The following is a 22,916-nucleotide window of genomic DNA, read 5'->3' as shown; positions in this document are numbered from 1 at the left end:
CTTCGCGCTCACAGCCACGCGGGCAGCTTCGGCGGGGATTCCCCGCCGACGGGATACAGAGGGCCGGGCACAGGGCGTCCGGTCGCGTAGGCGGCCAGGCTGGGGAGGTCACCTCTCACCACGACAGGCTCCGCGCTGCCGGGCGCGCCCAGGGGCCAGGTGCGGACATCGCCCTCGAGCCGTAGCTCGACGGGAGGACAGTCCGGGCGGGCCCGGAAAGCGGCGGCGACGTCGTCGACCAGCGCCGCGCACACCTCGTGCGGGACATCGTCGAAGGTGGTGATGTTCAGGTCGACGGTGTGGACCCACACCTCGCGCACTCGCATCCAGGGCACCTGAGAGACGGGCACCTCACGGCCTCGCGCGGTGCGGACGGTCGCTTCCCAGCACTCGTCCGGCAGTGCGGCGAGTTCCCCGGCGAGACGGCCGTCGGCCGCGAGCAGGTCAGCACGCAGTTCCTCGGCCGGCCGCCGGGCACCTTCCTCGATCTCGCGCGCACGCTGGTCGCCGCTTGCGTACATGGGCGTCTCGACACCTGTCCGCGCCCAGGTCAGCAGGTTGACGAGGGCGTCGGCATTGCGGGCGACATGGGCGACGACATGGGCCCTGCTCCAGCCCGGCAGGTACGAGGGCCTGGTGAGCCCCGAGCCGGTCAGCCAGTGCACGGCGGCTTCGAAGGCCGCCGTACCCTTGGCCGCCCACTCCAGCGTCGCGGCCGGGCGTGCGCTCAGCGTGTCTCCCGGCGACAGGTGTTGCTGCACTCGCCGATCCCCTCGATCCGGGTGACGAGGGCCGAACCGTCCTGCAGATAGCGGGCGGGCTTGCGGGCGTGGCCGACTCCGCCCGGAGTACCTGTGGCGATCACGTCGCCGGGCACCAGAGTGATGATCTCGGACAGGTACGCGACCAGCGTTGCCGGGTCGAAGACGAGGTCACCGGTGTCGGCCTTCTGGACCGTGTCGCCATCGACTTCACAGGTCAGACTCAGGCCCTGGGCGGACACCGCCGGGTCGTCGGCGGTCACCAGCCACGGTCCGATGGGGGTGGTGGCCTCGAACGTCTTGCCCTGGTCCCACTGGGTGGTGCGGTACTGCCAGTCCCGGGCGGTGACGTCGTTCAGCACGGTGTACCCGGCGATCGCCGCTCGTGCCCGCTCCGGGTCGGCGTGCCGGACCTCGGCCCCGATGACGACGGCGAGTTCGGCCTCCCAGTCCATCTGCGCGGACGCGGCGGGCAGGGTCACGTCGTCGTACGCGCCGACCAGTGCCCGCGCGAACTTGGAGAACAGCGTGGGGTGCGAGGGAAGCTCGCGCCCCATCTCCAGAATGTGGGTGCGGTAGTTGAGGCCGACACACACGACCTTCTCCGGCGCGACGACGACGGGGGCGTAGTCCAGGGCGCCTTCGTACGTTTCGCCGTCGGCGTCCGCGGCACGTGCCGCCCAGTCGCCGTGGCGCAGGAAGGTCACCAGGTCGGTCTCCCCGAGGTCCACCGCCTTGCCCTCGTCGACACGGACGGCACGGGTGGTGCCGTTGACCCGGATGGTGGCGAGCTTCACTTGTGTTCTCCTCGGGAGGTACGGGCGAGTCCCAGGGCTTCGTAGACGGGCTCGTCGCTGAAACGGAACAGGTCGACCTGAGTGCGGGCGGACAGCGAGACCTCGCACCAGGACGGGACGACGAACAGGTCTCCCGTGGCGATCTCGAAGACCTTGTCGCCGACACGGGCGACCGCCTCACCCTCGAACACCTGCCAGACCGCGGAGCCGACCGAACGCACGGAGGCGGTCTGTGTACCGGCCCGCAGTCGGCGCATCTCGGTGCGCATCGTGACCAGAGCGTCCCTGCCGGTGGTCGGGTTGGAGAAGCGGACTCCGGCGTGCCCGGGCTCGAGCACGCCGGGTACGCCTTCGTCCTCCAGCTCCAGCTGGGCGGTCAGCGCGGCGTCGGTGTGCTCCCAGCGGTAGGCGCCCAGCGGGGAGTTGGGCTGGTCGGGCTGACTGATCGGGCGCAGCCCGGGCCGGCCCCACAGTCGCTCGCCGCGCGAGCGTTCGGGGGTTTCGCGGGTGGAGAGTTCGTCGGGGCCGAACTCGAAGAAGCCCGCGTCCAGTTTGGAGACCAGGGGGATGTCGAGTCCGTCGAGCCAGGCCATCGGCTTGTCGGTGACGTTCTGGTGCTCGTGGAAGGCCCAACTCGGCGTGAGCAGCAGGTCACCCCGCCGCATCGCGACCGCATCACCGTCGACGTTGGTCCACACGCCCTCGCCTTCGAGAACGAACCGGAAGGCCCCCTGGCTGTGCCGGTGCGAGGGGGCGACCTCGCGCGGCCCCAGGTACTGGATCGCGGTCCACAGGGTCGGGGTGGCGAAGGGAAGGCCCGGGAGACCGGGGTTGGACAGTGCCATGGCGCGGCGCTCGCCGCCACGCCCCACCGGTACGAGCTCTCCGGAGCGCTGCGCGATGGGCAGCAGCTCCGTCCACCGCCACAGGTGCGGTACCGCGGCGGGCTGCGGCGACATCGGCATGAGGCCGTCCACCTGCGTCCACAGCGGGATCAGACCCGCGTCCTCGAAGTCCGCGTACAGCTCGTCGAGCAGCTTGCGCTCGGTCTGTTCGCTGGTGGTATCGGTCACGGAGACCTCCAGGTCGTGTGTTCGGCGACCGCCAGAAGAAGCGCGCATCGTTCCGCGCTGGTCCTGACGCTACGCCGCCGTTTCCCCCCAGCGGAATCCATGAAGGGTAGAATTCCTCTATGGAGAATTCAGCTCGTCCTTCGCCCAGCCCTTCGTATCCGGTGAGCGCCGCGGGCAACGCCCTGCGCGTGGTCCGGCTGCTGCACGAGCTCGACGAACTGCGGGTGATGGACGTCGCGGACCGGCTGGGCGTCGCGCGCTCGACCGCGCACCGGATCCTGGCGATGCTCGTCTTCGAGGGGTTCGCGGTGCAGGACCGCCACAAGGTGTATCGGCCGGGGCCCGCTCTGCAGGCGATCAGGGGAAGCCAGGCCGCCCCTCCCCCGGACCTGATCACCGTCGCCCACCCTCACCTTCAACGGCTGGCGGACGCCGTCCGTGAGACGACCCACCTGATGGTGCTCGACGGCAACGGAGCCCGCTTCCTGGACGGCGTGGAGGGCCCCCAGGCGCTGCGGGTCAGCTACCGCACCGGCACACTCCTGCCCGCCCACGTGACCTCGGGCGGCAAGGCCATGCTCGCGGCCCTGCCGGCGGACCGGCTCCGGGCCCTCTACCCCAACGGGCTCCCCGGAGAGCGGGCCGACGCCTCCGCCGACGTGGAGCGCCTGTTCAACGAGCTGGTGGCGGTACGACGGGACGGCTACGCGATCAACCTGCAGGAGAGCGAGCGCGGAGTGCACGCCGTCGGTGCGTGTGTGCGCGATCGCACGGGCACCGCCGTGGCCGCCGTGGCGGTCGCGGCTCCGTCGGTCCGGTGCACCCGCGCGAGCCTGGCGGCGTTGTCCCGTCCCTTGCTGGCAGCCGTGCGGGACATCGGTCAGGGACTCTGAACGGCTGCCGCGTGCGGCACCGTCATCTCGCCCCTCCCCTCTCGTCGCACTGCGGACGGAAGGACCGCGGGGACACGTCGTCGCTGCTGGTTCACAGTCCCAGGATTCGCTCGGCATTGCCGTGTGCGATGCGCGCGATGTCGGCCGGTGCGTACGGTGCGGAACGCAGGAACGCCACCGCCTCGGCGCTGGACTCGAACGGATAGTCGATGGAGAACAGCACCCGGTCGACACCGACGGCATGGACGGCTCCCAGCAACGCGGCATGGGACATGACTCCGCTGGTGGTGGCGTACACGTTGTTGCGCAGGTAGTACGAGGGCAGGTGCTGCACCCTCCGCTCAACCGGCACTTGGGCGGGGTAGCGGCTGTCGAGCCGGGCCATCTGGAACGGCAGCAGCTCGCCCATGTGTCCCAACGTCACTGACGCGCCCGGGAACTCGTCGAACACGCCGCCGTAGATCAGCCGGAGCGCATGGGCGCCCACCGTCGCGGTCCAGCCCCAGGACGGCCCGACCAGCACGGGATACCCGTCGAAGACACGCCAGTTGTCGGCCGGAATGACAGCCGGATGCAGATACAGCGTCACGCCGAGGCGCTCCAGCTCGGCCCATACGGGCCTGAACTGCGGCTCGTCCAGGTAATGCCCCCGCACATGGTCGTTGTACAGCACACCCTTGAGCCCGAGCTCCTTCACCGCCCGGCGCAGCTCCACGACCGCGGCCTTCGGGTCCTGCAGCGGAAGGACCGCGAAGCCCGCGAACCGCTTCGGATGGTCGGCGACCGCCTTGGCCAGATGGTCGTTGACCCGCCGCGCGACGGCCACCGCCTCCGCGGGATCCTCGATCACTTCCAGACCCGGCGTGGAATACGAGAGGACCTGCATGTCGACGCCGTTGGCGTCCATGTCCGCCAGCCGCAGCTCGGTCATGTCGTCCAGGCGCCGGAACCACTCCTGCTTGGTCGCGTCCGTTGCCTCCAAGCGCTGACGGATCGCTGCCTCCTGCCGGATGGCTCCCGGAACGGAGAATGCTTCTTCCACGGCCACGATGCGCATCTTTTTCTCCTTTTTGGCGCTGCGATGGTCTTTCGAGACGCCGACCGTCGTGGAGGCACCGCTGCCGGGCGCCGACTCGGCGGCGAGCGCGGGTTGTCCCGCGACCAGGCCGCCGGCCACAGCGGCTCCTGAGGCAGCGGCGGTAGCAGCGAGGAATCTTCGACGGGTGGCTGCGGTCGGGGGCTCGGCCGGTGGAGTCACAGCTTGGAAAGGACGTTCGTCGGACATGTCCGCTCTCCCTTGATGGTGGTGCGGTGGTTGTCGGGACGTACCAATCGATGTCGCGCTCCGCGAAGGTGCGCGTCGTTCCCCAGTGGGGCACCGGCTGTTGTGGTCGGCTCGCACTGTCGACGGCTGTGTCCGGCGACCGGGTCCGAGGTGGGCGCCGCACTCTCGGACCCAGTGCCGTCAGTCGGCGACCTGTCTGGTGACGGGGACGAATGCCGGACCGGACCGGCGCTTCTGGCCGCCGGCCGGTTGGTCAGGCGCTGTTCTTGTCGCCCTCGGCCAGGATCCTGTCGCGCACGCCGGCGAGGGCTCCCGCCATCGCGCCCGCAGGCCTGCCGAAGGTACTGGCCGAGAACTGAGCGGGGCCCGTCTTGGCGGTGAAGGAGTGCGGGTAGGCGAACTCCCGGAGTCCTTCCTCGCCCTGCTTGCGCCCGTAACCGCTGTCGCCACGACCGCCGAAGGGCACTGCGGGGTTGATGGAGAACACCAGGGCGTCGTTGACGCTCGTCATTCCGACGCGGAGTTGACGGGCGATGGCTTCGCCGCTGTCGCGGCTGAAGACGGCACTGCCCAGTCCGTACCGGGAGGCGTTGATGTGAGCGATGGCCTCCCCGGTGTCGGCCACCTTGACGACGGCCAGTGTCGGACCGAACGTCTCCTCCGTCACCGCGAGGGCGTCGGGGGTCACGCCGACGAGGACGGTGGGGGTGACATAGCGGTCGCCCACCGCATCGAGGCCGCCGACGGTGGCTGTCGCGCCGCGCTCGAGAGCGTCCCGGATGTGCTCCCGGATGATCGGGATCTGGGTGGGCAGGGGAACCGGCCCGATCTCCGCGTCTTCGCCGCTGCCGACGCGGACCTGCTTGGCAAGCTCGCTGACCTTCTCGACGAACTCGTCGTGAACCGACTCGACAACGTAGGCCACTTCGAGACTGATGCAGCCGTGTCCGGTGTTCTGCATGGCGCCCCAGACGACATGGCGGGCGGCTTCGTCCAGGTCGGCGTCCTCGGCCACGACGACGCCGTCCTTTCCTCCCAGTTCCAGCAGAACGGGGGTCAGGGTCTGCGCGCACTGGGCGGCCACGGTCTTGCCCGTGGTGACACTGCCGGTGAAGGCGAGCTTGTTCAGGCCCGCCTCGATGAGCGCCCCGCCCGTCGCCCCGAACCCGTTCAGGTTCTGCAGGACGGAGGGAAGGTCCGCAACAGCCCGCTGCCAGGACCGGACGAGCCACTCCCCGATGCCGGGCGTGATCTGGCTGGGCTTGAGGATGGCGGCGTTTCCGGCCGCGATCGCCTCGATGAGGATGGCCCCGGGCGTGAGCAGGGGGAAGTTCCATGGGCCGATGACACCGACGACGCCGTAGGGCTGGTATTCGACCCACGCACGCTGGTTGGGCACGGTGCGGCTGCTGGGGACCTCACGGCGTCCCAGCACGCGCTCGGCGTTCTCGATGGCGTACTGCACGTGCTCCAGAATCCCGAGCACCTCCACGCGGGCCTCGTCGAGAGGCTTGCCGTTCTCGGCGTGGATGAGTGCGGCGCCCTCCTCACCGCTCACGGCCATCTCCCGCCGCCACGCGCGCAGCCGCTCCGCGCGGCCCTCGAATCCGAGGTCCCACCAGGCCGAGGCGACAGAGCGGGCGGCAGCGACAGCCGCGGCCGCCTCCTCCTTACCTGCCACGGGGTATCGCGCGAACTCGGCTCCAGTGGCTTGATCTACGGTGATTACCTCACTGCCGTCCTGTCCGATGACTCCATCACGCGTGATCGTCGGAGTGTTGTTACTCATGGGCTTCTCCTACTTTCTTGCGACCGGCAGCACCCGGACAGCCCCCGAGGGTGCCGGCGGGTGGCGGACGCGGTGTTCGGCGGTTGCAGGTACTGACTCATCAAGCGTTGGGCCAGCATTAAGCGTTTGATTGCTGGTGATACCTGCGGCTCAGCCGGCCAGGTCGAGGGCGGCCCGTACGCGGTTCGCGTGCTGGACGATCGCCGAGGACAACCTGAGCACCCGGTCTTCCACCTCGCACAGAACGCCGAAGTGGTCCTGGGTGCCGGGCGGTGCGGTTGCGGGGCTACTCATGACTGACCAACTCCTGCAGTCGGCGGCAGATGCGGAGACTCGGGTTTCCACCCGAGTCGGCTCCCGCCCCGCCGGGAGGCAACGAGGTCGGCTCCGGCTCGTCGAACCCGACCTCGGTGGGATAGCCCCTGTAGTCGCCCGGCCGCTCGGATCGCCGAGGGCTGCGGAGTCGTCGACGGCAGACGCTCACCCGTCGATCCAACGTCGCGTACATGCCTGTGCGACCACTCAGGTTCAGCAGACAGGTGAGCCGCCAGGCCGACAACCCTTGAGCGGCGTAGCGTCGTGGGCCTCGCCCACCCCTTCTCTCTTGAACGAGAGCCAAGTTAGTTATGGAATGCCAACTAGTCAACAGCGAGGAAAAAAACGATTAGTGGTCTGCACCTCATATTGACTCAAAGCCAAGAGGGTGGGTGGACGACAGGAAACCTGTCGTCCGCCCACCCTCTTGGCTGACCGAGTTCGCTAGTCCATGTAGCGAGTCGCGAGAGCGGGCCGGAAGCCACCCCCCATCACACCGGCCTCCGCGGCGAGCAGTGCGTCCAGAGCGGAGTCCTGCTCTTCCAGACCGGGGACGCAGACGGTCTCACCGAGACGCAGACCGGCCAGGCTGGCCGAGGCCACGGCCTCAGGCAGCATGGCCCGGGGGTTGCCACGCGAGGCGCCACCGTTCCACTCCGTTGCCACAATGCTGGGGCACACCACCTGGACACGGATCGGGGTGTCGGCGAGTTCGCCCGCGAGTGTGCGCGTGAAGCCCACGGTGGCGGACTTCGCAGCGACATAGAGGGTACGCCGGGGGGCTTGCGGGGGCGTGCCGTCCCCACGGACGGCGAGGGTGCTGCCCGCGCTGAAGGCGAGAAGCGAGGCGACAGTGACGACGCTGCCCTCCCCTGCCGCGAGCATTCCGGGAAGCGCGGCGCGGACCAGCAGGATGGGAGCGACGGCATTGAGAGTGAGCAGGCTCTCGATGTCGGCCGGGTCGACGTCGACGAGCGGGGCGTAGCCGCCGGCACCGGCGTTGCTGATCAACATGCGTACGTCACCGATGGCCAGACGGGCGGTGACAGCGGCGATGCCGTCGTGGGAGGCGAGGTCGGCGGGCAGCACCTCGACTGCCGCTCCACGGGCGCGGAGCTCCTCAGCGAGGTCGGCGAGCCTGTCGGCACGTCGCGCGACCAGGATGAGGTCGTGGTCGTCCGCCAGGAGACGGGCGTAGGCGGCGCCGATGCCGGAGGAGGCGCCAGTAATCAGTGCATTGGTACGAGTCATGGGGATCAGTGTTATTCAAATGCTGGGCTACTGTCAAACGCTTGATACTTATGAAGTGCCGTATCCTTCTCCCGTGATACGAAACGAAGAGGAGCCCATCGGGCTTGGCGCGCTTGACCGGGTGACCTGGGCGTTGCGCCGCGCTGAGTTGGCAGTACAGACACTCAAGGAGCAGCGGCTGCGCCCGCTGGGGTTGGCGGCCGCGCACTACACGCTCCTGATCTCGGTGCACGACGAGCCAGGACTGACCGGCGCCGAGCTGGCCCGCCGTCTCAACGTGACCCCCCAGGCCGTCGCCTCACTGGTGGCGCGCCTGGAGAGCCGCGGACAGTTGGAGAGACGCGAGCATCCGCGCCACCGGCACGTGCAGGAGCTGCATCTCACCACCGCCGGGCGGGAGTCGCTGAGCGCGGCCGACAAAGTGATCGCCGACATCGAGCTGCAGATCACCGATGATCTCGGCCCGAAGGAGACCACGCAGCTGCGGACACTGCTCAACCGGGTGACCGAGACGATGCGCGAGGACTGACCCCCAGGTGCCATTGGCAGACGATTGGCCGTCGGGGTGCGCACTGGCGCCCCTCCGGGAGAACCGGAGGAGCCAGGTCGTCTGCCAGGCACCTTCAGCTGGTTAACAGATATCAGCTGTTTTATGCCAACCCAGATGCCGTATTCTCGCGGCGTGACACACGATGACGAGCGACCGATCGCCGCCAACGCACAGGACCGGGTGACCTGGGCTCTGCGGCGGGCGGAATGGGCAGTTCAGGCCCGGAAGGATCAACAGCTACGACCGCTGGGTATCGCGGCCGCGCAGTACACGCTGCTGATCTCCGTCCACAGCGATCCCGGCCTGACCGGTGCGGAACTGGCCCGCCGCCTGAACGTCACCCCGCAAGCAGTGGCCTCCCAGGTGGCCCGCCTGGAGGAGCGGGGCCAACTGGAACGCCGACCGCATCCGCGCCACCGGCATGTGCAGGAGCTGCACCTCACAGACGCGGGCCGTGACTCCCTGCGCGATGCCGATGCCGTGATCGTGGGCATCGAACAACAGATCGCCGAGAAGCTGGGTCCCCGAAAGGCCGCACATCTGAGGACACTGCTCGACGAGGTGGCCGACGTGGTCCGGGAGGCATGAATCGTTCGATCACGACGAGCGATGACCAGCGTCACCCCAGGGTCGCTGCCGCCGACAAGGGCGTACTGCGGTCGTGGTACAGGCAGTAGCCGCCGTAGGGCGACGCCATAACCGGCTGCCTTGCAAGAACCTTGAGGCCTCAGACCCGGAGGTGGATTGTGATCGAGGTGAACAACCTCAGTAAGAGGTACGGGGACAAACTCGCGGTCGACGCGTTGAGCTTCGCCGTGCGTCCTGGAGTGGTGACGGGATTTCTCCTGACCGGCGCCGGGCTGATCGGCCTGGCGGTCGGCGTCCTGCTGCGCAACATCGCCGGAGCGATCACCTTCGTGGTGGGCGCGCTGTTCGTGGTGCCCGGCCTGATCCAGTTGCTGCCGAGCAGTTGGAACGACGCCATCGGCCCGTACCTGCCGTCGAACGCGGCGAACGCGGTCATGACGGTGCGGACCACTGGCGACTCGCTGTCACCCGAATCTGGGCTCGCGGTGTTCGCCTGCTACATCTTCGTGCTCCTGGCCGGTGCGGCCGTCCTGCTCAAGCGACGCGACGCGTGACCCCGGTTGCTGCGGGCACACCGCCAACCCGCTCGTACGCCTTCGAGTGTGGCGAGGGCGGCATCCATCAGGCGCGGGTGACCGGCGCTCACCCGCGCCTGGTGGATGCCGCCCTCGCCACACTCGTGGGTGGTATCGGCCTGGTGCCTCTGCTGTTGGGACGGTGGCCCGACGGCGTACGGCCGTCGGGCGCCGACGCTGTCGCCGCGGCGGCCGCGTTCCTGCTTCTGCTGGCCCGCCGCCGGGCGCCGCTGCCCGTCCTGGCGCTGGCAGTTCTTGGGGAGGTGGCCTTCACCGTCCTCGCCTCGTATCCGTCGCGGTCGCTGAAGATCGCCGCGTTGATCGCGGTCTACACCGTGGCCCGAACGGTCCGTCGGCGGACCGCGTTGTTCGCCGTCTCGGGCACGGCCCTCACCCTGTACGCCGTCATCACCTGGGCGATGGACTCGACCTCCAGCCCGGAGGGTGGCGCCGTGTTCGCCTGGACCGGGATGTTCGCCGCCGTCGGGGGCGCCGTACGCACCTGGCACGACTACGTCGCCGCCATGGAGGAGCGAGCGCTGCGGGCGGAGGAGAGCAAGGAAGAAGAGGCACGCCGCCGAGTCGCCGAGGAACGGCTGCGCATCGCACGGGAACTCCACGACGTGATCGCCCACCACATCGCCCTGATCACCATTCAGGCAGGGGTCGCCGGCCGCTTCCTTCGAGGCCGACCGGATCAGGCCGAGGTGGCGCTCGGTCACATCCGTGACGCCGGCCGCACGGTGCTGGACGAACTGGGCCCGCTGCTGTACGTACTCCGGCAGTCCGGAGACGAGACGGACGCGACGCAGCCGACCGAACCGGTGCCCGGCCTGTCCCGCCTCGGAGGGCTCCTCGAATCGCTGGCTGCCGCCGGGCTGGGCATCCGCCACCGGCAGTCCGGCCACCCGCGCCCCCTGCCGACCGCCGTCGGCCTGGCTGCCTACCGCGTCATCCAGGAGGGGCTGACCAATGTGCACAAGCATGGCGCGACCGCGGAGGCGGACCTGGTCGTCGACTACGGACCCGACGAACTGTGCATCCGGATCACCAACCCCCTGCACCCCGGCCCGTACCCGGCGTCGGCCGCGACGGGTACCGGACACGGGCTGACCGGCATGCGTGAGCGCGCCCATGCGGTCGGCGGCAGCCTCCATGCCGGAGCAGAAGCCGACGGTCGTTTTCGCCTCACTGTGCGTCTACCGCTGCCGGCGACCGGACCACCGGCCGACACCCGCACGTCAGATTGGCCGTCCGGCACGGTCCCGCGCGCGACCGTCGGTAAGGGGAGGCAGCGATGACCATCCGCGTTCTGCTCGCCGACGACCAGGCCCTCGTCCGTACCAGCTTCCGCATGCTCATCGAGTCGGAGCCGGACATGTCGGTCGTCGGAGAGGCGGCGACGGGCGAAGAGGCGGTCGAACTGGCCCGCAGCACCCTTGCCGATGTCGTGCTGATGGACATCCGGATGCCCGACATGGACGGCCTCGCCGCCACGCGCGCCATCTCGGCGGACGAGGACCTCGCAGGCGTACGGGTGCTGATCCTGACGACCTTCGAGGCCGACGAGCACGTCTTCCAGGCGCTGCGTGCCGGGGCCAGCGGATTCCTCGGAAAAGGCGTCGAGCTCTCCTATCTCCTCGACGCCATCCGGCTGATCGCCCACGGAGAGGCGCTGCTGTCACCCATGGCGACCAAGGCACTCATCGCCCACTACCTGGCCACACCAGACAGGACGAGCGCTCCGGCCCCGGAACTGACGAGCCTTACCGAACGCGAGCGCCAAGTACTCGTCCTCGTGGCCGCCGGCCTCTCCAACAACGCCATCGCCGAACAGCTCCACGTCTCGCCCTGGACCGCCAAGACCCACGTGAACCGCATCATGACCAAGCTCGGCGTCCGCGACCGCGCCCAACTCGTCGTGATCGCCTACCAGACCGGCCACGCCCACCCCGGCGCATGACCGACCGCACACCACTCGGTGCACCGGGCGCCCTTCGACTGCCGGACGGCATCTGTGCGGGGGTCAGGGCGCCGTCGCCAGGCCGGGCAGAGGCTGCGTGGGACGGTGGATGGGGCCGGGGCGGTGCGACAGGGGCCGGCCCGTGCCGCGGTGGGCGTGGGCGATGATCTCCGACGTGATGGAGACAGCGGTCTCCTCGGGAGTGCGGGCGCCGAGGTCCAAGCCGATCGGGGAGTTCAGGCGGGCCAGTTGGTCCTCGGGGACGCCGGCCTCCCGCAGCAGGTCGATGCGGCGTTCGTGGGTGCGTCGGGAGCCCAGGGCGCCGACGTAGGCGACGGGGAGGGTCAGTGACAGGCGCAGCAGCGGGATGTCGAACTTGGGGTCGTGGGTGAGGACGCAGATGGCGGTGCGGGGGTCGACTTCGGTGGCCGCGAGGTAGTGGTGGGGCCAGTCGGTGACGACCTCGTCGGCGTGCGGGAAGCGGGCGGTGGTCGCGAAGACCGGGCGGGCGTCACAGACGGTGACCCGGTAGCCGAGGAAACTCCCGGCCTGGCTGAGGGCGGCGGCGAAGTCGACGGCCCCGAAGATCAGCATGCGCGGGCGGGGCGCGTGGACGTGGACGAGGACGGTGAGCTTGCGCGGGCAGGTGCCGTCCTCCGAGCTCTCTGCTCCTCCCCCGCCGCCGACGTCGGTCAAGGCGGTTCGGCCCGCCCGCAGGAACGCACGCGCCTGCGCCACGACCGCCCGGTCCTCGCTCTCGTCACCGAGAGTGCCGTCGTGGGCGCCCTCGTCGGGGACGTGGAGCATACGGCCGACGAGTTCACCAGGGCCCTCGACGACATGGGCGACGGCCGACGGGCGCCCTGCGGTCACGGCATCGAGGGCGGCGGCGAGGGCGGGCATGGCAGCGGGCTCCACGCGCTGTACCAGGACGTCGATCTCTCCGCCGCAGGTCAGGCCGATGGCGAAGGCATCCGAGTCGGAGTAACCGAAAGCAACGCGTGCGGGTGCAGCGCGGTCTGCCAGTATCTGGCGGCCCAGTTCGTACACCGCTGCCTCGACGCATCCGCCGGAGACTCCGCCGACCGCGTTGCCGTCGGCGTCCACGGCCAGTGAGGTGCCGGGTGGCAGGGGTGCGCTGCCTCTCACGTCGATGACGGTGGCGAGGGCGAAGGGGCGGGCCTCGCCGCACCACTCGTACAGCGTGTCCGCGATGTTCAGCATGGAGGGCTTTCCGTGAGGTGGGGGGACTCGGCGGGCCGTCGCCGCGCCCTAGGGGAGGAAACCGCGGCGACGGCCCTGGTGCCCGGCGGCGTGGCGTCCTGCCGCCGGACGGTCCAGGTGACCGGGTGGGCACACCGGCCACCCGGGGGCTCAGAGCAGTGCTTCGGCGGTGATGGGCAGTTGGCGGATGCGGCGGCCGGTGGCGTTGAACACCGCGTTGGCGATGGCGGGCGCCACTCCGACGATGACGACCTCCCCGAGCCCCTTGACGCCGATGGGGTCGGCTTCGTAATCCTCCCCGTCGATGAAGATCGCCTTCAGGTCGGGCATGTCGGCGTGGGTCGGCACCAGGTAGTCGGCGAGGTTGGCGTTGACGATCCTGCCGTCGCGGTGGTCGGTGACCGTGTGCTCAAGGAGGGCCTGACCGATCCCGCCGGTCATGGCTCCGATGGCCTGACTGTCGGCGAGTCGCGGGTTGACGATCCGGGCAGCGTCGTAGACGCCGAGCATGCGCCGGACCCGTACCAGGCCGAGACGGGCGTCGACGGCCACCTCGGCGAAGATCGCGGCGTAGGCATAGAGGGAGAACCTCTCTGGTTCCGGCGCCCCGGCGTACGAACCGAGCACTTCGAGATGGGTGCGGCCGTTGCGCGCCAGGAGCCGCTGGTACGTCTCCCCGCGTGCGGGGTCGCCCTTCACGTACAGCCGACCGCCTCGTACGACGATATCGGCGGCGTCGGCGCCGTGCAGCGGTGACCCCTCGTCGTCGACCGCGAGCGTGATCGCCTGCCCCCGCAGCTTGTCGCAGCCGTCCTGGACGGCGGAGCCGACACTGGCCATGGTCTGCGAGCCGGCGTGGACGGGGGCCGGGGGCAGGAGGGAGTCGCCGAGCCGGAAGGTCACCTGACGCATGGTCAGGCCGAGGGCGTCGGCGGCGACCTGGGACATGGACGTGGCCGTGCCGGGGCCCATGTCGCTGGTCGAGGACTGCACCAGGGCGGTGCCGTCGGCATCCAGCCGGACCGAGGCCTGGGCCCGGCTGCGCATGGTGTCGTAGACGCCGGCGGCCATGCCCATGCCGATGAGCCAGTCACCGTCACGCGTCGAGCGCGGCTTGGGGTTGCGCCGGTGCCAGCCGAACTCACGGGCGCCCGTGCGGTAGCACTCGCGCAGGCGGCGGGTGGAGAACGGCAGGCCGCTGGACTCGTCGTCGGCCGGTTCGTTGCGCAGGCGCAGCTCGATCGGGTCCACACCCAGTTCATGGGCGAGTTCGTCCATGGCCGACTCGACGGGGTAGGCGCCGCTGGCGTAGCCGGGGCCGCGCATGAACCACGGCGTGCTCACGTCCAGCGGGACGTGGTCATACGCCTGGCGGACGTTGGGCGTGCTGTAGAGCATCTGGCCGGGGACGAGAACGCTTTCGCTGTACGTCTCGTAGCGGGAGGACTCGGCGCGGACGTCGTGCGTCGACGCGGTCAGGCGGCCCCGTCGGTCGGCGCCCAGGCGCAGTCCGTACTCGTATGCGGGCCGGTATCCCACGGTGAAGTACATCTGCCTGCGGGTGAGGACGAGTTTCACGGGGCGTTTCACTTCGCGTGCGGCCATGGCCGCGATGACGGAGTGCACCCAGGCACGGGCGGCGTTGCCGAAGGCTCCGCCGACGAACGGCGAGATGACGCGGATGTTGTCCGGAGGGATACCGAACTCGCCGGACAAGGTGAACACGGTGCCTTGCACGTACTGGGTCTTCTCCCAGACGGTCAGCCGGTCGCCGTCCCAGTGAGCGACGATGCCGGCCGGTTCCATCGGGTTGTGGTGGTTGCGGGCCGTCCGGTACGTCGTCTCCAGCCGGACGGGGGCGGAGTCCAGGGCCCGGTCGGCGTCGCCGCGTGCATAGGTCTGGGTTTCTCCGGCGGCGTCGGCGACGCTCAGGTCGGTCGAGGAGGTCTCGGCGGCGTAGGAGACCTTCACCAGACTCGCGGCGTGCTGTGCGATCTCCAGCGTGGCCGCCACCGCGACCGCGACGGGCTGTCCGAAGAACTGGACCCGGTCGTCCTGAAAGGCGCGCAGCGGCTTGCCCGGCGGGAACCGCCCTTCCACGGGCGGCAGCTTGGGCGCGTTGAGGTGGCTGATCACCTTGAGGACGCCTGGCTCGGCTTCGGCGGCGCGGGTGTCGATGCCGGTGATCCGGCCCCGCCCGATGCTGCTTTCCACGATGACCGCGTGCACAACCCCGTCGGGACTGTTGTCGGCGGCGTACTTCGCTTGCCCGGTCACCCTCAGCCGTGCGTCGACCCTGGGCACCGCCGCACCGACTGCTGCCTGTGGCTGGCTCATTTGGCGCCTCCCACGGTGCGCAACTGGCGTTCGACGGTGCGTTTGAGCAGATCGGGCTTGAAGCCGTTGTGGGCGAGGGGGCGCGCCCCGTCGGCCGCGTGCTCGGCGGCCTCGGCCCACAGTCGGTCGGAGGGGCGTTCGCCGATGAGGTGGCGCTCGACGGCGGGCAGCTTCCACGGCACGGTGCCCACCCCGCCGGCGGCGACCTTCGCCTCACGGATGACGCCGCCGCGGATGTGCAGCGCGACCGCCGCCGAGGTGAGCGCGAACTCGTAGGACTGCCGGTCGCGCACTTTCAGGTAACCGGACTTCAGCGGGCGCGGGTGGGCCGGGATCTCCACAGTGGTGATCAACTCGCCTCGTTTGAGGGCCTGTTCGCGATTCGGGGTGCTGCCCGGCTGGAGGAGGAAGTCGGCGAAGGGCACCGTGCGTTCGCCGTCCGGGCCCAGCAGGTGCACGGTCGCCTCCAGTGCCGCGAAGGCCACGGCGACGTCGGAGGGGTGCGTGGCCACGCAGTGGTCGGAAGTGCCAAGGACCGCGTGGGTGCGGTTGAATCCGTCCCGCGCCGCGCAACCGGAGCCCGGGTCGCGCTTGTTGCAGGCGGCGCTCACGTCACGGAAGTACGTGCACCGGGTGCGCTGCATGATGTTGCCGCCGATGGTCGCCATGTTCCGCAGCTGTGCCGACGCGCTCAGCTCCAGCGCCTGCGAGACAACCGGGTAGGCGGCACGCACCGCGGTGTGGGCAGCGGCCTCGGCCATGCTGACCAGGGCGCCGATGCGCAGGCCCCCGCTGTTGGTGACGGTGACCTCGCGCAGCGGCAGGGCTCTGATGTCGACCAGCGAGCCGGGGCGTTCGACGGTCTCCCGCATCAGGTCGACGAGCGTGGTACCGCCGGCGATGTAACGCCCGCCGCGCAGACCCGCGTCGAGAGCCTCACGCGTGTTCGTGACCTTGGTGTAGGTGAAGGGATGCATCGGGGTTCCGCCCTCACTTCCGGCCGACGGCCTGCTCGACCGCCCGCTCGATCTTCACGTAGCAGCCGCAGCGGCAGAGGTTGCCGCTCATCCACTCCCGGATCTCCTCCGTGGAGCCGGCGTGACCCTCCTGGATGCACCCGACGCCGGACACGATCTGCCCCGAGGTGCAGAAGCCGCACTGGAAGGCATCCTGGTCGATGAACGCCTGTTGCAGGGGGTGAAGCCGGTCGCCCTTGGCCAGGCCCTCGATCGTGGTGACCTCGGCGCCCTCCAGGCGCACCGCCAGTGTCAGACAGGAATTGACCCGGCGTCCGTCGACCAGGACCGTACAGGCACCGCAGGCACCGGCGTTGCAGCCCTTCTTCGAACCGGTCAGGTCGAGATGCTCGCGCAGTAGATCCAGCAGCGAGGTGCGGTTGTCGATCGTGACGGTGCGCCGGACGCCATTGACCGTCAACGAGACACGGCTGCCGGGCGGTGCCTCGGTGGCCACCGATTCGTCGGCGGCGAGCGCGGGCGGCCCCGCGACCAGGCCGCCGGCCATCGCGGCTCCTCCGGCAGCGGTGGTCGTGGCGATGAAGGTACGCCGGCTGGGCGGCGTCGGGGACTCGCCAGGGGTTGTCACAGCTTGGAAGGGACGTTCGGTGGACATGTCCGCTCTCCCTCATTGGTGGCGCGGGTGGTTGCCAGTGGCGTACCGATGGCCCTGCCGCTCACGGGCGTCGCGCCCGTTGCCCCAGGCAGGCAACTGCTCACCACTGGCCCCTCAGGCCCGGGAGGAACGTCGACTGCCCCGGTGCAACCCGGCAAGACCGGCGGAGCGGCGCGAGCTGCCGTGCCAAGCATTCACCTTGGATAACCATCAAGCAACTGTTGTTGCATCAAGCATCTTTACACTCGCGCCACTCTCCGACACCAGTACGCACGAACGGCAAGGCATCGTGATTGAGCTCGGCGAGCACACGGAGCAGCAGGGAATGAATGACTACCTGCTCGGCGGAGTCGAGGACCGCGAGCGCTTCCATGTCGAGCCGCTCCACCACCTCCCGCGCCCGATCGGCGAGCTTCGCGCCGCTGTCCGTGGCGGTCAACTGGACGGTCCTACGGTTCGAAGGGTGGTCATGACGGGCCATCAGGCCACGGTCCACCAGTGCGTTGACAGCGGCCCCCATGGACTGGGGAGTGAAGCCGGTCCGCCGCGCGACCTTCGCCGTGGAGATACCGGGCGTCCAGACGACGTGCTGCAGCGCGTTGTGCTGCGCGGTTGTGAGGTCGAGCGAACGCAGCGCCCTCTCCAGACGCGTTCCCATCACATGCACCATCTGCCATGCCAGGTAGCCCGTGCGCATGGACGGATCTGCGTGAGTGCGGCTCATGAGCGACTCCAATAGTAAGGTGCCTGATATTTCTATGATAGAACTATCAGGCACCTTACTATCAGAGATGGAGAGTCCTCTCTCATGTCCACATCACCCGCTGCTTCCGTCGAGCCGCGTCACACACCCCATCACCACGCGATGGACAGCGCCCCAGCGCCGCAGGGCGCCACTGGGGTCAGGGGGGTTCTGCTCCCGGTCGCGATCGTGCTGGCCATCGGCTCGATCTTTGTCAGCGTGTTCCTGGCCGCCTTTCACGCCCCGCGGCCTCACGACCTTGCGGTCGCCGTCGTCGGGACGACCCAGCAACTCGAGCAGATCACCGGTGGGCTGGAACTCGGGCAGCCCGGCGGATTCGAGGTGAAGCGCTACGCCGACGAGAATGCGGCTCGCCACGCGCTGCAGGACCGAAAGGTGTACGCCGCCTACGTCACCGGCCCCGCAAAGTCCGCCGAACTGCTCTACGCCGGAGCCAACGGCCCCTCGGTGACCTCGACGGTCACCGGCGCCTTCTCCGGTGTCGCCAAGGCGAGCGGTGACCGGCTGGACGTGCGGGACGTCGTCCCGGCTTCGGCGGGCGACACCCGCGGTATGTCGGTGTTCTACGCCGGGTTCGGCGTCGTCCTGGCCGGGTTCCTGTTCGGCATGATGACGTACCAGATGGCCCCCCAGCTGGAGTACCGGTGGAGGCTGGCCAGCCTGGCCTCCTTCAGCGTCCTCGCCGGCGTCCTGGTGGCCGTGATAGCCGGAAGCCTGGGCTTCGCGGCACTGCCAGGACCCTTCCTGGGCATCGCGGGGGTCATCGCGCTGATGGCCGCAGCCGTCGGCAGCGCGACCATGGCGTTCATGCGCGTCTTCGGCAGGGCCGGGATGTCGCTGGCCGCCGTGGTCCTCTTCACCTTCGGCAACAGCACGAGCGGCGGCACGCTGCCCACCGCCTACCTGCCGGACTGGCTGCATCCGTTCTCGGAGATCCTCCCGGTGGGAGTCGGCGTACGAGCCGTCCAGGGCTTGTCCCACTTCAACAACGACGGTCTCACCGCCGGCGTCGTCGTCCTGGCGGCGTGGATCCTGGTTGCCGCTGCGGTTCTCTACTGGCGTGATGCCCTCGGGTCACGCCGCGCGGCCGTCAACTGACCTGGCGCCGTGCCGAGCGCCATTCCCGCGGGCGACCCGCAGGACAGCAAGGGGCAACCGAACCTTGGGCAACACCCTCGCAACCAGCACACCGCACTCTCGTAGACTGCGGCCGTGACCGACGCGGCGTTCCCCACCACCGGATATCTCGCCTGGCAGTTCTCCCAGATCATCGCCGGACGACTGGAGCGGGCGCTGCGCACGGAGAACCTCACGTTGGCTCAGCACAACGCTCTGCAGCAGGTCCTCTGGACGCCCGGGGTGTCCGCCGCGGAGATCGCGCGTCGTTCCGGCATCACGGCCCAGTCCATGGGAGCCGCGGTGAGCCAGCTCATCGAGCGAGGACTCCTGCGACGTGAGCCACATCCGACCAGCCGCCGCAGCATGCGCCTGTACGCGACCGCCGAGGGAGACTCGACAGCCGCTCGTGCCGCGAACATCGCCCGGCGGATCGAAGGAGAGACCACCTCGCCGCTCGCTCCCGACGACAAGGAAACCATTCACCGGTTGCTCTACCGTCTGGTCGAGGAACTGAATCCCGACGCCCTTGCCCTCGACAGCCGAACCTTGAACCAGCCCTTGACATGAGAAGGCGCGGGACGCACGTCATCAGACACACGTGAGTGTTGCTCCGGGGGCGGAATCCCCACGCGAGCCGAGCGACATACGTCGGCGCACCGCGAGCGAGAGGATGGAACCCCATGAGTCGTGCCGACAGCCGTCTGCCGTCGCACGGGCCCAACCGCGGTCGTCCCCGCAGCGAGACGGTGGAACAGGCCATCCTGGAGGGGGTGATGAAGCTTCTCGAGGACGGCGTCCCGTTGGCCGATCTCTCCGTCGAGCGCATCGCCCGCACCGCCGGCGTCGGCAAGGCAGCCATCTACCGCCGCTGGAGCGACAAGGAGGAGCTCTTCCTCCACCTCATGCGCGCCGCTGAGCCTGCCGAGCACGAACTCCCGGGGACGTCGTTGCGGGACGACCTGGTCGTTCTGCTGGAATCACTGCGTCAACGCAGTCTGATCAGCCGCTCGTCGGCGATCCTGCACAACGCGCACGCCCAGATGAGAAGCAGCCCGAAGATCTGGGCCGCCTACCATGCCGACGTGATCGCTCCGCGGCGCGACCTCGGGCTGGAGATCCTCCGGCGAGGTCAGAGGAACGGGGAACTTCGTACGGACGTCGACGCGGAACTGGCCATCGACCTGTTCGTCGGCCCCCTGCTCATCCGCTCGTTCGCACGCCCCGACCCCGACCTCCCTGACGGACTGGCCGAACAGATCGTCGACACCGTCCTCCACGGCCTACGGCCCGTAAGTTCCCCAAGCAGTTGACCAGACAGGCCGCTTACGAGAGGCACCACGTCGCCGCGCTCGACCGCACAGCGGCCAACCGCCTGAGGCGGGGCCGACGTACGGGGCCGACGTACGCGACGGAAAGCCGGGGGCGACAACGCGAGGTGGCCGGGTCAGGCAACCCGGTCGGCCTCCGAGTCCCGGTAAAGGTGGGTGTTTTGGAGAGGACGTCGGCTGAATGCCTGCGGAAGCTCGGGCTCGCTTGGAAAGTTACCGACCGCCGACCACCGACCTCAACCTCGACCTCCAGCGCCGGATGACCGATCTCCAGCCGGTCAACTGACCTACGTCCGCCGGACAACCGTTCGCCTGCGAGGGCGTGAACACGTCGAGTGGATGACTTTCGCGGTACCGCCGAGGGCCGTGGGGACGGGGAGTTCACTGACCGCCGTACGCCACGTCGGCCCGCCCCGGCACCGCGTGCCTGTGAGGCGGGCCGCTTCCCGTCGTCTCTCCGGTTTTCAGTTCGGCGGACATCGGTGCATCTCGCTCGCCCCGTGGGGCAGACAGCGGAGCACGGCAACGCCTCCTTCGGGGACGGTGCCGACCGGCGACCCGTCGGTCACGTCAAAGGCCAACTCAGTTAGGGGTATCGATGCTCCAGGACGTGACCCAGTCGGGCACCACCTCGAGCCAGTTCGGACCGAAACCCGGCCCCAGCACCTCACCACCCTCCGTGTGCAGGACGGCTGCTCCCTTGATAAGGATCCCTCGCGGCTGCCAGGTCTCCCCCTCTGCCACGTCGTCGACGACCAAGGCCGCCTGCGGGTTGACCTTGAGGTGCCGGATGTAGAGCCGCTCCTGTCCGCGCCCCTCCAGCACGCGCCCCCCAATCTTGATCACTTCGCGCTCGGGATCGAAGTGGTAACTGATGGGCACCACATGCGGCTTGCCGGACGTACCCGTCGTGGCGAGCCGACCGAGGACGTGTTCCTTCAGGTAGGCGACTTCCTGCTCGTTGAACCTGCTCATCGATCTCCCTTTCACTAGTTGGTGCTGTCCCTCACAGAACCGATTCCGACAATCTCCCGGTCGCTCGGGACAACCCGTTCTCGCCGGCCGTCCGAACCGATCGGCGGTGACGCCTGTCGACGTGTTCCGAGCGCAAACGTTGGGCGCGTACGCCCGCTTCGCCCCGTCCAGGTCCCTGCGGAGCCCGCAGGTCTGCCACCGGGGAGCCACGAAGGTCCAGCGCGGCGATGGGGCCGAACACCGGGGCCACTCAGCTGCATCGAGCTGCCGACCTGACGGCTCGGCGTCCGCTCACCGCGGCAGCGCCTACCGGTAGCGGGAGGCGAGTTCTGAACGGCGTCCGCCGGACAGCACGGCGCTCTCGGCGCCGAGTAGCGCGTCGAGTAGCGCGGACTGGTCCTCCAGACCCGGGACGCAGATCGTCTCGCCCAGGCGGAGCCCGGTGAGACTGGCTCGCGCCACGTCCTCGGCGGTCATGGCGACGGGGACGGTCTGCCCGGCCCCCTGGTCGAATTCGGTGGCCACCGGGCCGGGGAGGACCACCTGGGTGCGGATCCCGGTGTCGGCGAGTTCGTGGCCCAGGGTGCGGGTGAAGGCCACGGTGGCGGCCTTGGCCGCGGCGTACATGGTGCGGCGAGGTATGCGCGGGTCGCTCTGTCCGGCGCTGAGAGCGAGCAGCGAGGCGACGGTGACGATCGTGCCCTCACCGGCGGCGAGCATGCCGGGGAGCACGGCACGGATCAACTGGACATGCGCTGCGGCGTTGAGGGTGAGCAGGTCGTCGATCCTGGCCGCGTCGATGTCGATGAGCGGGGCGTAGCCGCCGACGCCGGCGTTGCTGATCAGGAGGCGGACGTCTCCAGCGCTCTGCCGCTCCGCCACCAGGGTGATGCCCTCACGGGTGGCGAGATCGGCAGGCAGGACCTCCACAGCGGCACCAGCCTTACGCAGCTCCTCTGCCAGATCCTGCAGCCGGTCGGCTCTGCGGGCCACCAGGACGAAGTCCGAGTCTGCCGCGAGGAGACGGGCGTAGGCAGCACCGATTCCGGAGGAGGCACCTGTTATGAGAGCAAGGGTCCTGGTCATAGCGGAAAAATAGTTCAGCACCTTGCTGTCAGTCAAGCACTTGATACTGATTAAGGTGCCGTAGCCTTTCCGGCACCTGAAACAGCGAACCGGGGAGGTCGAGAGCAGCCCGGTCCGCGACACCGGCAACCGCCCCGGGTCCGAAGTCCTCCAGCTCCACACCCCGGATGCCGACACGCAACTCCCCTGCCCCATAGCCCAGTTGCCTGAACTCGCCGAGGTCCACCTCACCCCCGGCACGCCTGCGGTGCGGGACGATGAGGGGCCAGTGCCCAGACAGGCCCCGTCGGCTGTCACGGCCGAGCCTGCAGCCTTCGCGAGCAGATCGGACTGGCGCCGGACGTAGGCGTCAGCCTTGTTCCCGGTCACCGGCCAGGCTGACGCAACGACCATGCGGCTGTCGGCGTCGATGATGAGCTGCACGTCGGCCGAGAACCGGTAGTTGCGCGACGAGGCGCCAACCTGCCGGTCGCGGACCGGAATCAACGTCCCGTCCACGATCCACAACCGCTTCACCCCGCGGCAGGCCGCGCCGCGGCTCCAGCACGAGCAACGGACCCACCCACTGACCGGCCGGTTCGGCCCGGCCGGACTGATCGTCCGGTAGGTTGG

The 22,916-nt window shown here is 69.3% G+C and carries 23 protein-coding genes and 1 pseudogene; 9 read left to right on the top strand and 15 right to left on the bottom strand.

The window, feature by feature from the left end; genetic code table 11:
- Positions 1–8: 8 nt before the first annotated feature.
- Genes OG734_RS44445 through OG734_RS44435 form a run of 3 tightly spaced genes read right to left on the bottom strand, consistent with a single transcriptional unit; the run spans position 9 to position 2,631 of the window.
- A complete protein-coding gene (locus OG734_RS44445; RefSeq protein ID WP_330293060.1) occupies positions 9–761 on the bottom strand; it encodes a maleylpyruvate isomerase family mycothiol-dependent enzyme in 753 nt (250 codons plus the stop codon).
- Positions 728–1,558: a fumarylacetoacetate hydrolase family protein gene (locus OG734_RS44440; RefSeq protein WP_330293059.1), complete on the bottom strand. Its 831-nt coding sequence runs from the start codon at positions 1,556–1,558 to the stop codon at positions 728–730. Before OG734_RS44440 ends, OG734_RS44445 begins: the two co-directional genes overlap by 34 nt.
- Positions 1,555–2,631, bottom strand: coding sequence for a cupin domain-containing protein (locus OG734_RS44435; protein WP_330293058.1), 1,077 nt, complete (start codon positions 2,629–2,631; stop codon positions 1,555–1,557). Before OG734_RS44435 ends, OG734_RS44440 begins: the two co-directional genes overlap by 4 nt.
- 119 nt (positions 2,632–2,750) lie before the next feature.
- Between OG734_RS44435 and OG734_RS44430 the strand changes: the two genes are divergently transcribed.
- Positions 2,751–3,524, top strand: coding sequence for an IclR family transcriptional regulator (locus OG734_RS44430; RefSeq protein WP_330293057.1), 774 nt, complete (start codon positions 2,751–2,753; stop codon positions 3,522–3,524).
- 91 nt (positions 3,525–3,615) lie between these two features.
- Here the strand turns inward: OG734_RS44430 and OG734_RS44425 are convergent, their stop codons facing one another.
- From OG734_RS44425 to OG734_RS44410, 4 genes are all read right to left on the bottom strand, one after another.
- The gene (locus tag OG734_RS44425; RefSeq protein WP_330293056.1) at positions 3,616–4,701 is read right to left on the bottom strand and encodes an amidohydrolase family protein; all 1,086 of its coding nucleotides are present in this window, start codon (positions 4,699–4,701) and stop codon (positions 3,616–3,618) included.
- Positions 4,702–5,062: 361 nt separating this feature from the next.
- On the bottom strand, positions 5,063–6,598 hold the full coding sequence (locus OG734_RS44420; RefSeq protein WP_330293055.1) for an aldehyde dehydrogenase family protein: 1,536 nt from the start codon (positions 6,596–6,598) through the stop codon (positions 5,063–5,065).
- Positions 6,599–6,748: 150 nt separating this feature from the next.
- A complete protein-coding gene (locus OG734_RS44415) occupies positions 6,749–6,892 on the bottom strand; it encodes a hypothetical protein (protein ID WP_330293054.1) in 144 nt (47 codons plus the stop codon).
- A gap of 465 nt (positions 6,893–7,357) precedes the next feature.
- Entirely contained in the window at positions 7,358–8,164 is an 807-nt protein-coding gene (locus OG734_RS44410; RefSeq protein ID WP_330293053.1) for an SDR family NAD(P)-dependent oxidoreductase, read from the bottom strand.
- Between the two features lie 73 nt (positions 8,165–8,237).
- On the opposite strand from OG734_RS44410, the gene OG734_RS44405 reads away from it, so the two are divergent.
- From OG734_RS44405 to OG734_RS44385, 5 genes are all read left to right on the top strand, one after another.
- Positions 8,238–8,693 (top strand): MarR family winged helix-turn-helix transcriptional regulator, encoded by a 456-nt coding sequence (locus OG734_RS44405; RefSeq protein ID WP_330293052.1) that lies wholly within the window; start codon positions 8,238–8,240, stop codon positions 8,691–8,693.
- A gap of 153 nt (positions 8,694–8,846) precedes the next feature.
- Positions 8,847–9,302 carry a MarR family winged helix-turn-helix transcriptional regulator gene (locus OG734_RS44400; RefSeq protein ID WP_330293051.1) on the top strand — a complete coding sequence of 152 codons (456 nt, stop codon included), beginning with the start codon at positions 8,847–8,849 and terminating at the stop codon, positions 9,300–9,302.
- A gap of 167 nt (positions 9,303–9,469) precedes the next feature.
- Positions 9,470–9,856, top strand: a complete 387-nt coding sequence (locus OG734_RS44395; protein ID WP_330293050.1) for a hypothetical protein — start codon at positions 9,470–9,472, stop codon at positions 9,854–9,856.
- Positions 9,853–11,178, top strand: coding sequence for a sensor histidine kinase (locus OG734_RS44390; RefSeq protein WP_330293049.1), 1,326 nt, complete (start codon positions 9,853–9,855; stop codon positions 11,176–11,178). The genes OG734_RS44395 and OG734_RS44390 overlap by 4 nt, the downstream gene beginning before the upstream one ends.
- A complete protein-coding gene (locus tag OG734_RS44385) occupies positions 11,175–11,840 on the top strand; it encodes a response regulator transcription factor (RefSeq protein ID WP_330293048.1) in 666 nt (221 codons plus the stop codon). The genes OG734_RS44390 and OG734_RS44385 overlap by 4 nt, the downstream gene beginning before the upstream one ends.
- A gap of 63 nt (positions 11,841–11,903) precedes the next feature.
- On the opposite strand, the gene OG734_RS44380 is transcribed toward OG734_RS44385, so the two are convergent.
- The 5 genes from OG734_RS44380 to OG734_RS44360 all read right to left on the bottom strand — a co-directional run bounded on the left by OG734_RS44380 (position 11,904) and on the right by OG734_RS44360 (position 17,757).
- On the bottom strand, positions 11,904–13,064 hold the full coding sequence (locus OG734_RS44380; RefSeq protein WP_330293047.1) for an XdhC family protein: 1,161 nt from the start codon (positions 13,062–13,064) through the stop codon (positions 11,904–11,906).
- 150 nt (positions 13,065–13,214) lie between these two features.
- Entirely contained in the window at positions 13,215–15,401 is a 2,187-nt protein-coding gene (locus OG734_RS44375) for a xanthine dehydrogenase family protein molybdopterin-binding subunit (RefSeq protein ID WP_330293046.1), read from the bottom strand.
- Complete coding sequence (locus OG734_RS44370) at positions 15,398–16,378, bottom strand: FAD binding domain-containing protein (protein ID WP_330293045.1); 981 nt, start codon at positions 16,376–16,378, stop codon at positions 15,398–15,400. Before OG734_RS44370 ends, OG734_RS44375 begins: the two co-directional genes overlap by 4 nt.
- Positions 16,379–16,391: 13 nt before the next feature.
- Entirely contained in the window at positions 16,392–17,033 is a 642-nt protein-coding gene (locus OG734_RS44365; protein ID WP_330293044.1) for a (2Fe-2S)-binding protein, read from the bottom strand.
- Between the two features lie 229 nt (positions 17,034–17,262).
- On the bottom strand, positions 17,263–17,757 hold the full coding sequence (locus tag OG734_RS44360) for a MarR family winged helix-turn-helix transcriptional regulator (protein ID WP_330293043.1): 495 nt from the start codon (positions 17,755–17,757) through the stop codon (positions 17,263–17,265).
- An 84-nt stretch (positions 17,758–17,841) separates the two neighbouring features.
- On the opposite strand from OG734_RS44360, the gene OG734_RS44355 reads away from it, so the two are divergent.
- The 3 genes from OG734_RS44355 to OG734_RS44345 all read left to right on the top strand — a co-directional run bounded on the left by OG734_RS44355 (position 17,842) and on the right by OG734_RS44345 (position 20,225).
- Positions 17,842–18,894 (top strand): ABC transporter permease, encoded by a 1,053-nt coding sequence (locus tag OG734_RS44355; RefSeq protein WP_330293042.1) that lies wholly within the window; start codon positions 17,842–17,844, stop codon positions 18,892–18,894.
- A 114-nt stretch (positions 18,895–19,008) separates the two neighbouring features.
- Positions 19,009–19,482 (top strand): MarR family winged helix-turn-helix transcriptional regulator, encoded by a 474-nt coding sequence (locus OG734_RS44350; RefSeq protein ID WP_330293041.1) that lies wholly within the window; start codon positions 19,009–19,011, stop codon positions 19,480–19,482.
- A gap of 113 nt (positions 19,483–19,595) precedes the next feature.
- Positions 19,596–20,225, top strand: coding sequence for a TetR/AcrR family transcriptional regulator (locus OG734_RS44345; protein ID WP_330293040.1), 630 nt, complete (start codon positions 19,596–19,598; stop codon positions 20,223–20,225).
- Between the two features lie 600 nt (positions 20,226–20,825).
- Here the strand turns inward: OG734_RS44345 and OG734_RS44340 are convergent.
- From OG734_RS44340 to OG734_RS48200, 3 genes and pseudogenes are all read right to left on the bottom strand, one after another.
- Complete coding sequence (locus tag OG734_RS44340) at positions 20,826–21,218, bottom strand: pyridoxamine 5'-phosphate oxidase family protein (RefSeq protein ID WP_330293039.1); 393 nt, start codon at positions 21,216–21,218, stop codon at positions 20,826–20,828.
- Positions 21,219–21,524: 306 nt separating this feature from the next.
- On the bottom strand, positions 21,525–22,304 hold the full coding sequence (locus OG734_RS44335) for an SDR family NAD(P)-dependent oxidoreductase (protein ID WP_330293038.1): 780 nt from the start codon (positions 22,302–22,304) through the stop codon (positions 21,525–21,527).
- Positions 22,305–22,536: 232 nt separating this feature from the next.
- Positions 22,537–22,860 (bottom strand): annotated as a pseudogene (locus tag OG734_RS48200) (IS5/IS1182 family transposase); the annotation flags it as partial.
- Between the last annotated feature and the right edge of the window lie 56 nt (positions 22,861–22,916).

This window comes from Streptomyces sp. NBC_00576 (genome assembly GCF_036345175.1).
In the GTDB taxonomy this organism is placed as follows: Bacteria; Actinomycetota; Actinomycetes; order Streptomycetales; family Streptomycetaceae; genus Streptomyces.
Note: the sequence above shows the minus strand (reverse complement) of the source record. Positions and strands in the feature narration are given on the sequence as shown.

Bases quoted from the DNA above. Each gene is read 5' to 3' on its own strand.
- OG734_RS44385 (WP_330293048.1), top strand. From the start codon at position 11,175: ATGACCATCCGCGTTCTGCTCGCCGACGACCAGGCCCTCGTCCGTACC.
- OG734_RS44380 (WP_330293047.1), bottom strand. From the start codon at position 13,064: ATGCTGAACATCGCGGACACGCTGTACGAGTGGTGCGGCGAGGCCCGC.
- OG734_RS44375 (WP_330293046.1), bottom strand. From the start codon at position 15,401: ATGAGCCAGCCACAGGCAGCAGTCGGTGCGGCGGTGCCCAGGGTCGAC.
- OG734_RS44365 (WP_330293044.1), bottom strand. From the start codon at position 17,033: ATGTCCACCGAACGTCCCTTCCAAGCTGTGACAACCCCTGGCGAGTCC.
- OG734_RS44340 (WP_330293039.1), bottom strand. From the start codon at position 21,218: ATGAGCAGGTTCAACGAGCAGGAAGTCGCCTACCTGAAGGAACACGTC.
- OG734_RS44415 (WP_330293054.1), bottom strand. From the start codon at position 6,892: ATGAGTAGCCCCGCAACCGCACCGCCCGGCACCCAGGACCACTTCGGC.
- OG734_RS44370 (WP_330293045.1), bottom strand. From the start codon at position 16,378: ATGCATCCCTTCACCTACACCAAGGTCACGAACACGCGTGAGGCTCTC.
- OG734_RS44345 (WP_330293040.1), top strand. From the start codon at position 19,596: ATGAGTCGTGCCGACAGCCGTCTGCCGTCGCACGGGCCCAACCGCGGT.
- OG734_RS44410 (WP_330293053.1), bottom strand. From the start codon at position 8,164: ATGACTCGTACCAATGCACTGATTACTGGCGCCTCCTCCGGCATCGGC.
- OG734_RS44355 (WP_330293042.1), top strand. From the start codon at position 17,842: ATGTCCACATCACCCGCTGCTTCCGTCGAGCCGCGTCACACACCCCAT.
- OG734_RS44430 (WP_330293057.1), top strand. From the start codon at position 2,751: ATGGAGAATTCAGCTCGTCCTTCGCCCAGCCCTTCGTATCCGGTGAGC.
- OG734_RS44420 (WP_330293055.1), bottom strand. From the start codon at position 6,598: ATGAGTAACAACACTCCGACGATCACGCGTGATGGAGTCATCGGACAG.
- OG734_RS44335 (WP_330293038.1), bottom strand. From the start codon at position 22,304: ATGACCAGGACCCTTGCTCTCATAACAGGTGCCTCCTCCGGAATCGGT.
- OG734_RS44360 (WP_330293043.1), bottom strand. From the start codon at position 17,757: ATGAGCCGCACTCACGCAGATCCGTCCATGCGCACGGGCTACCTGGCA.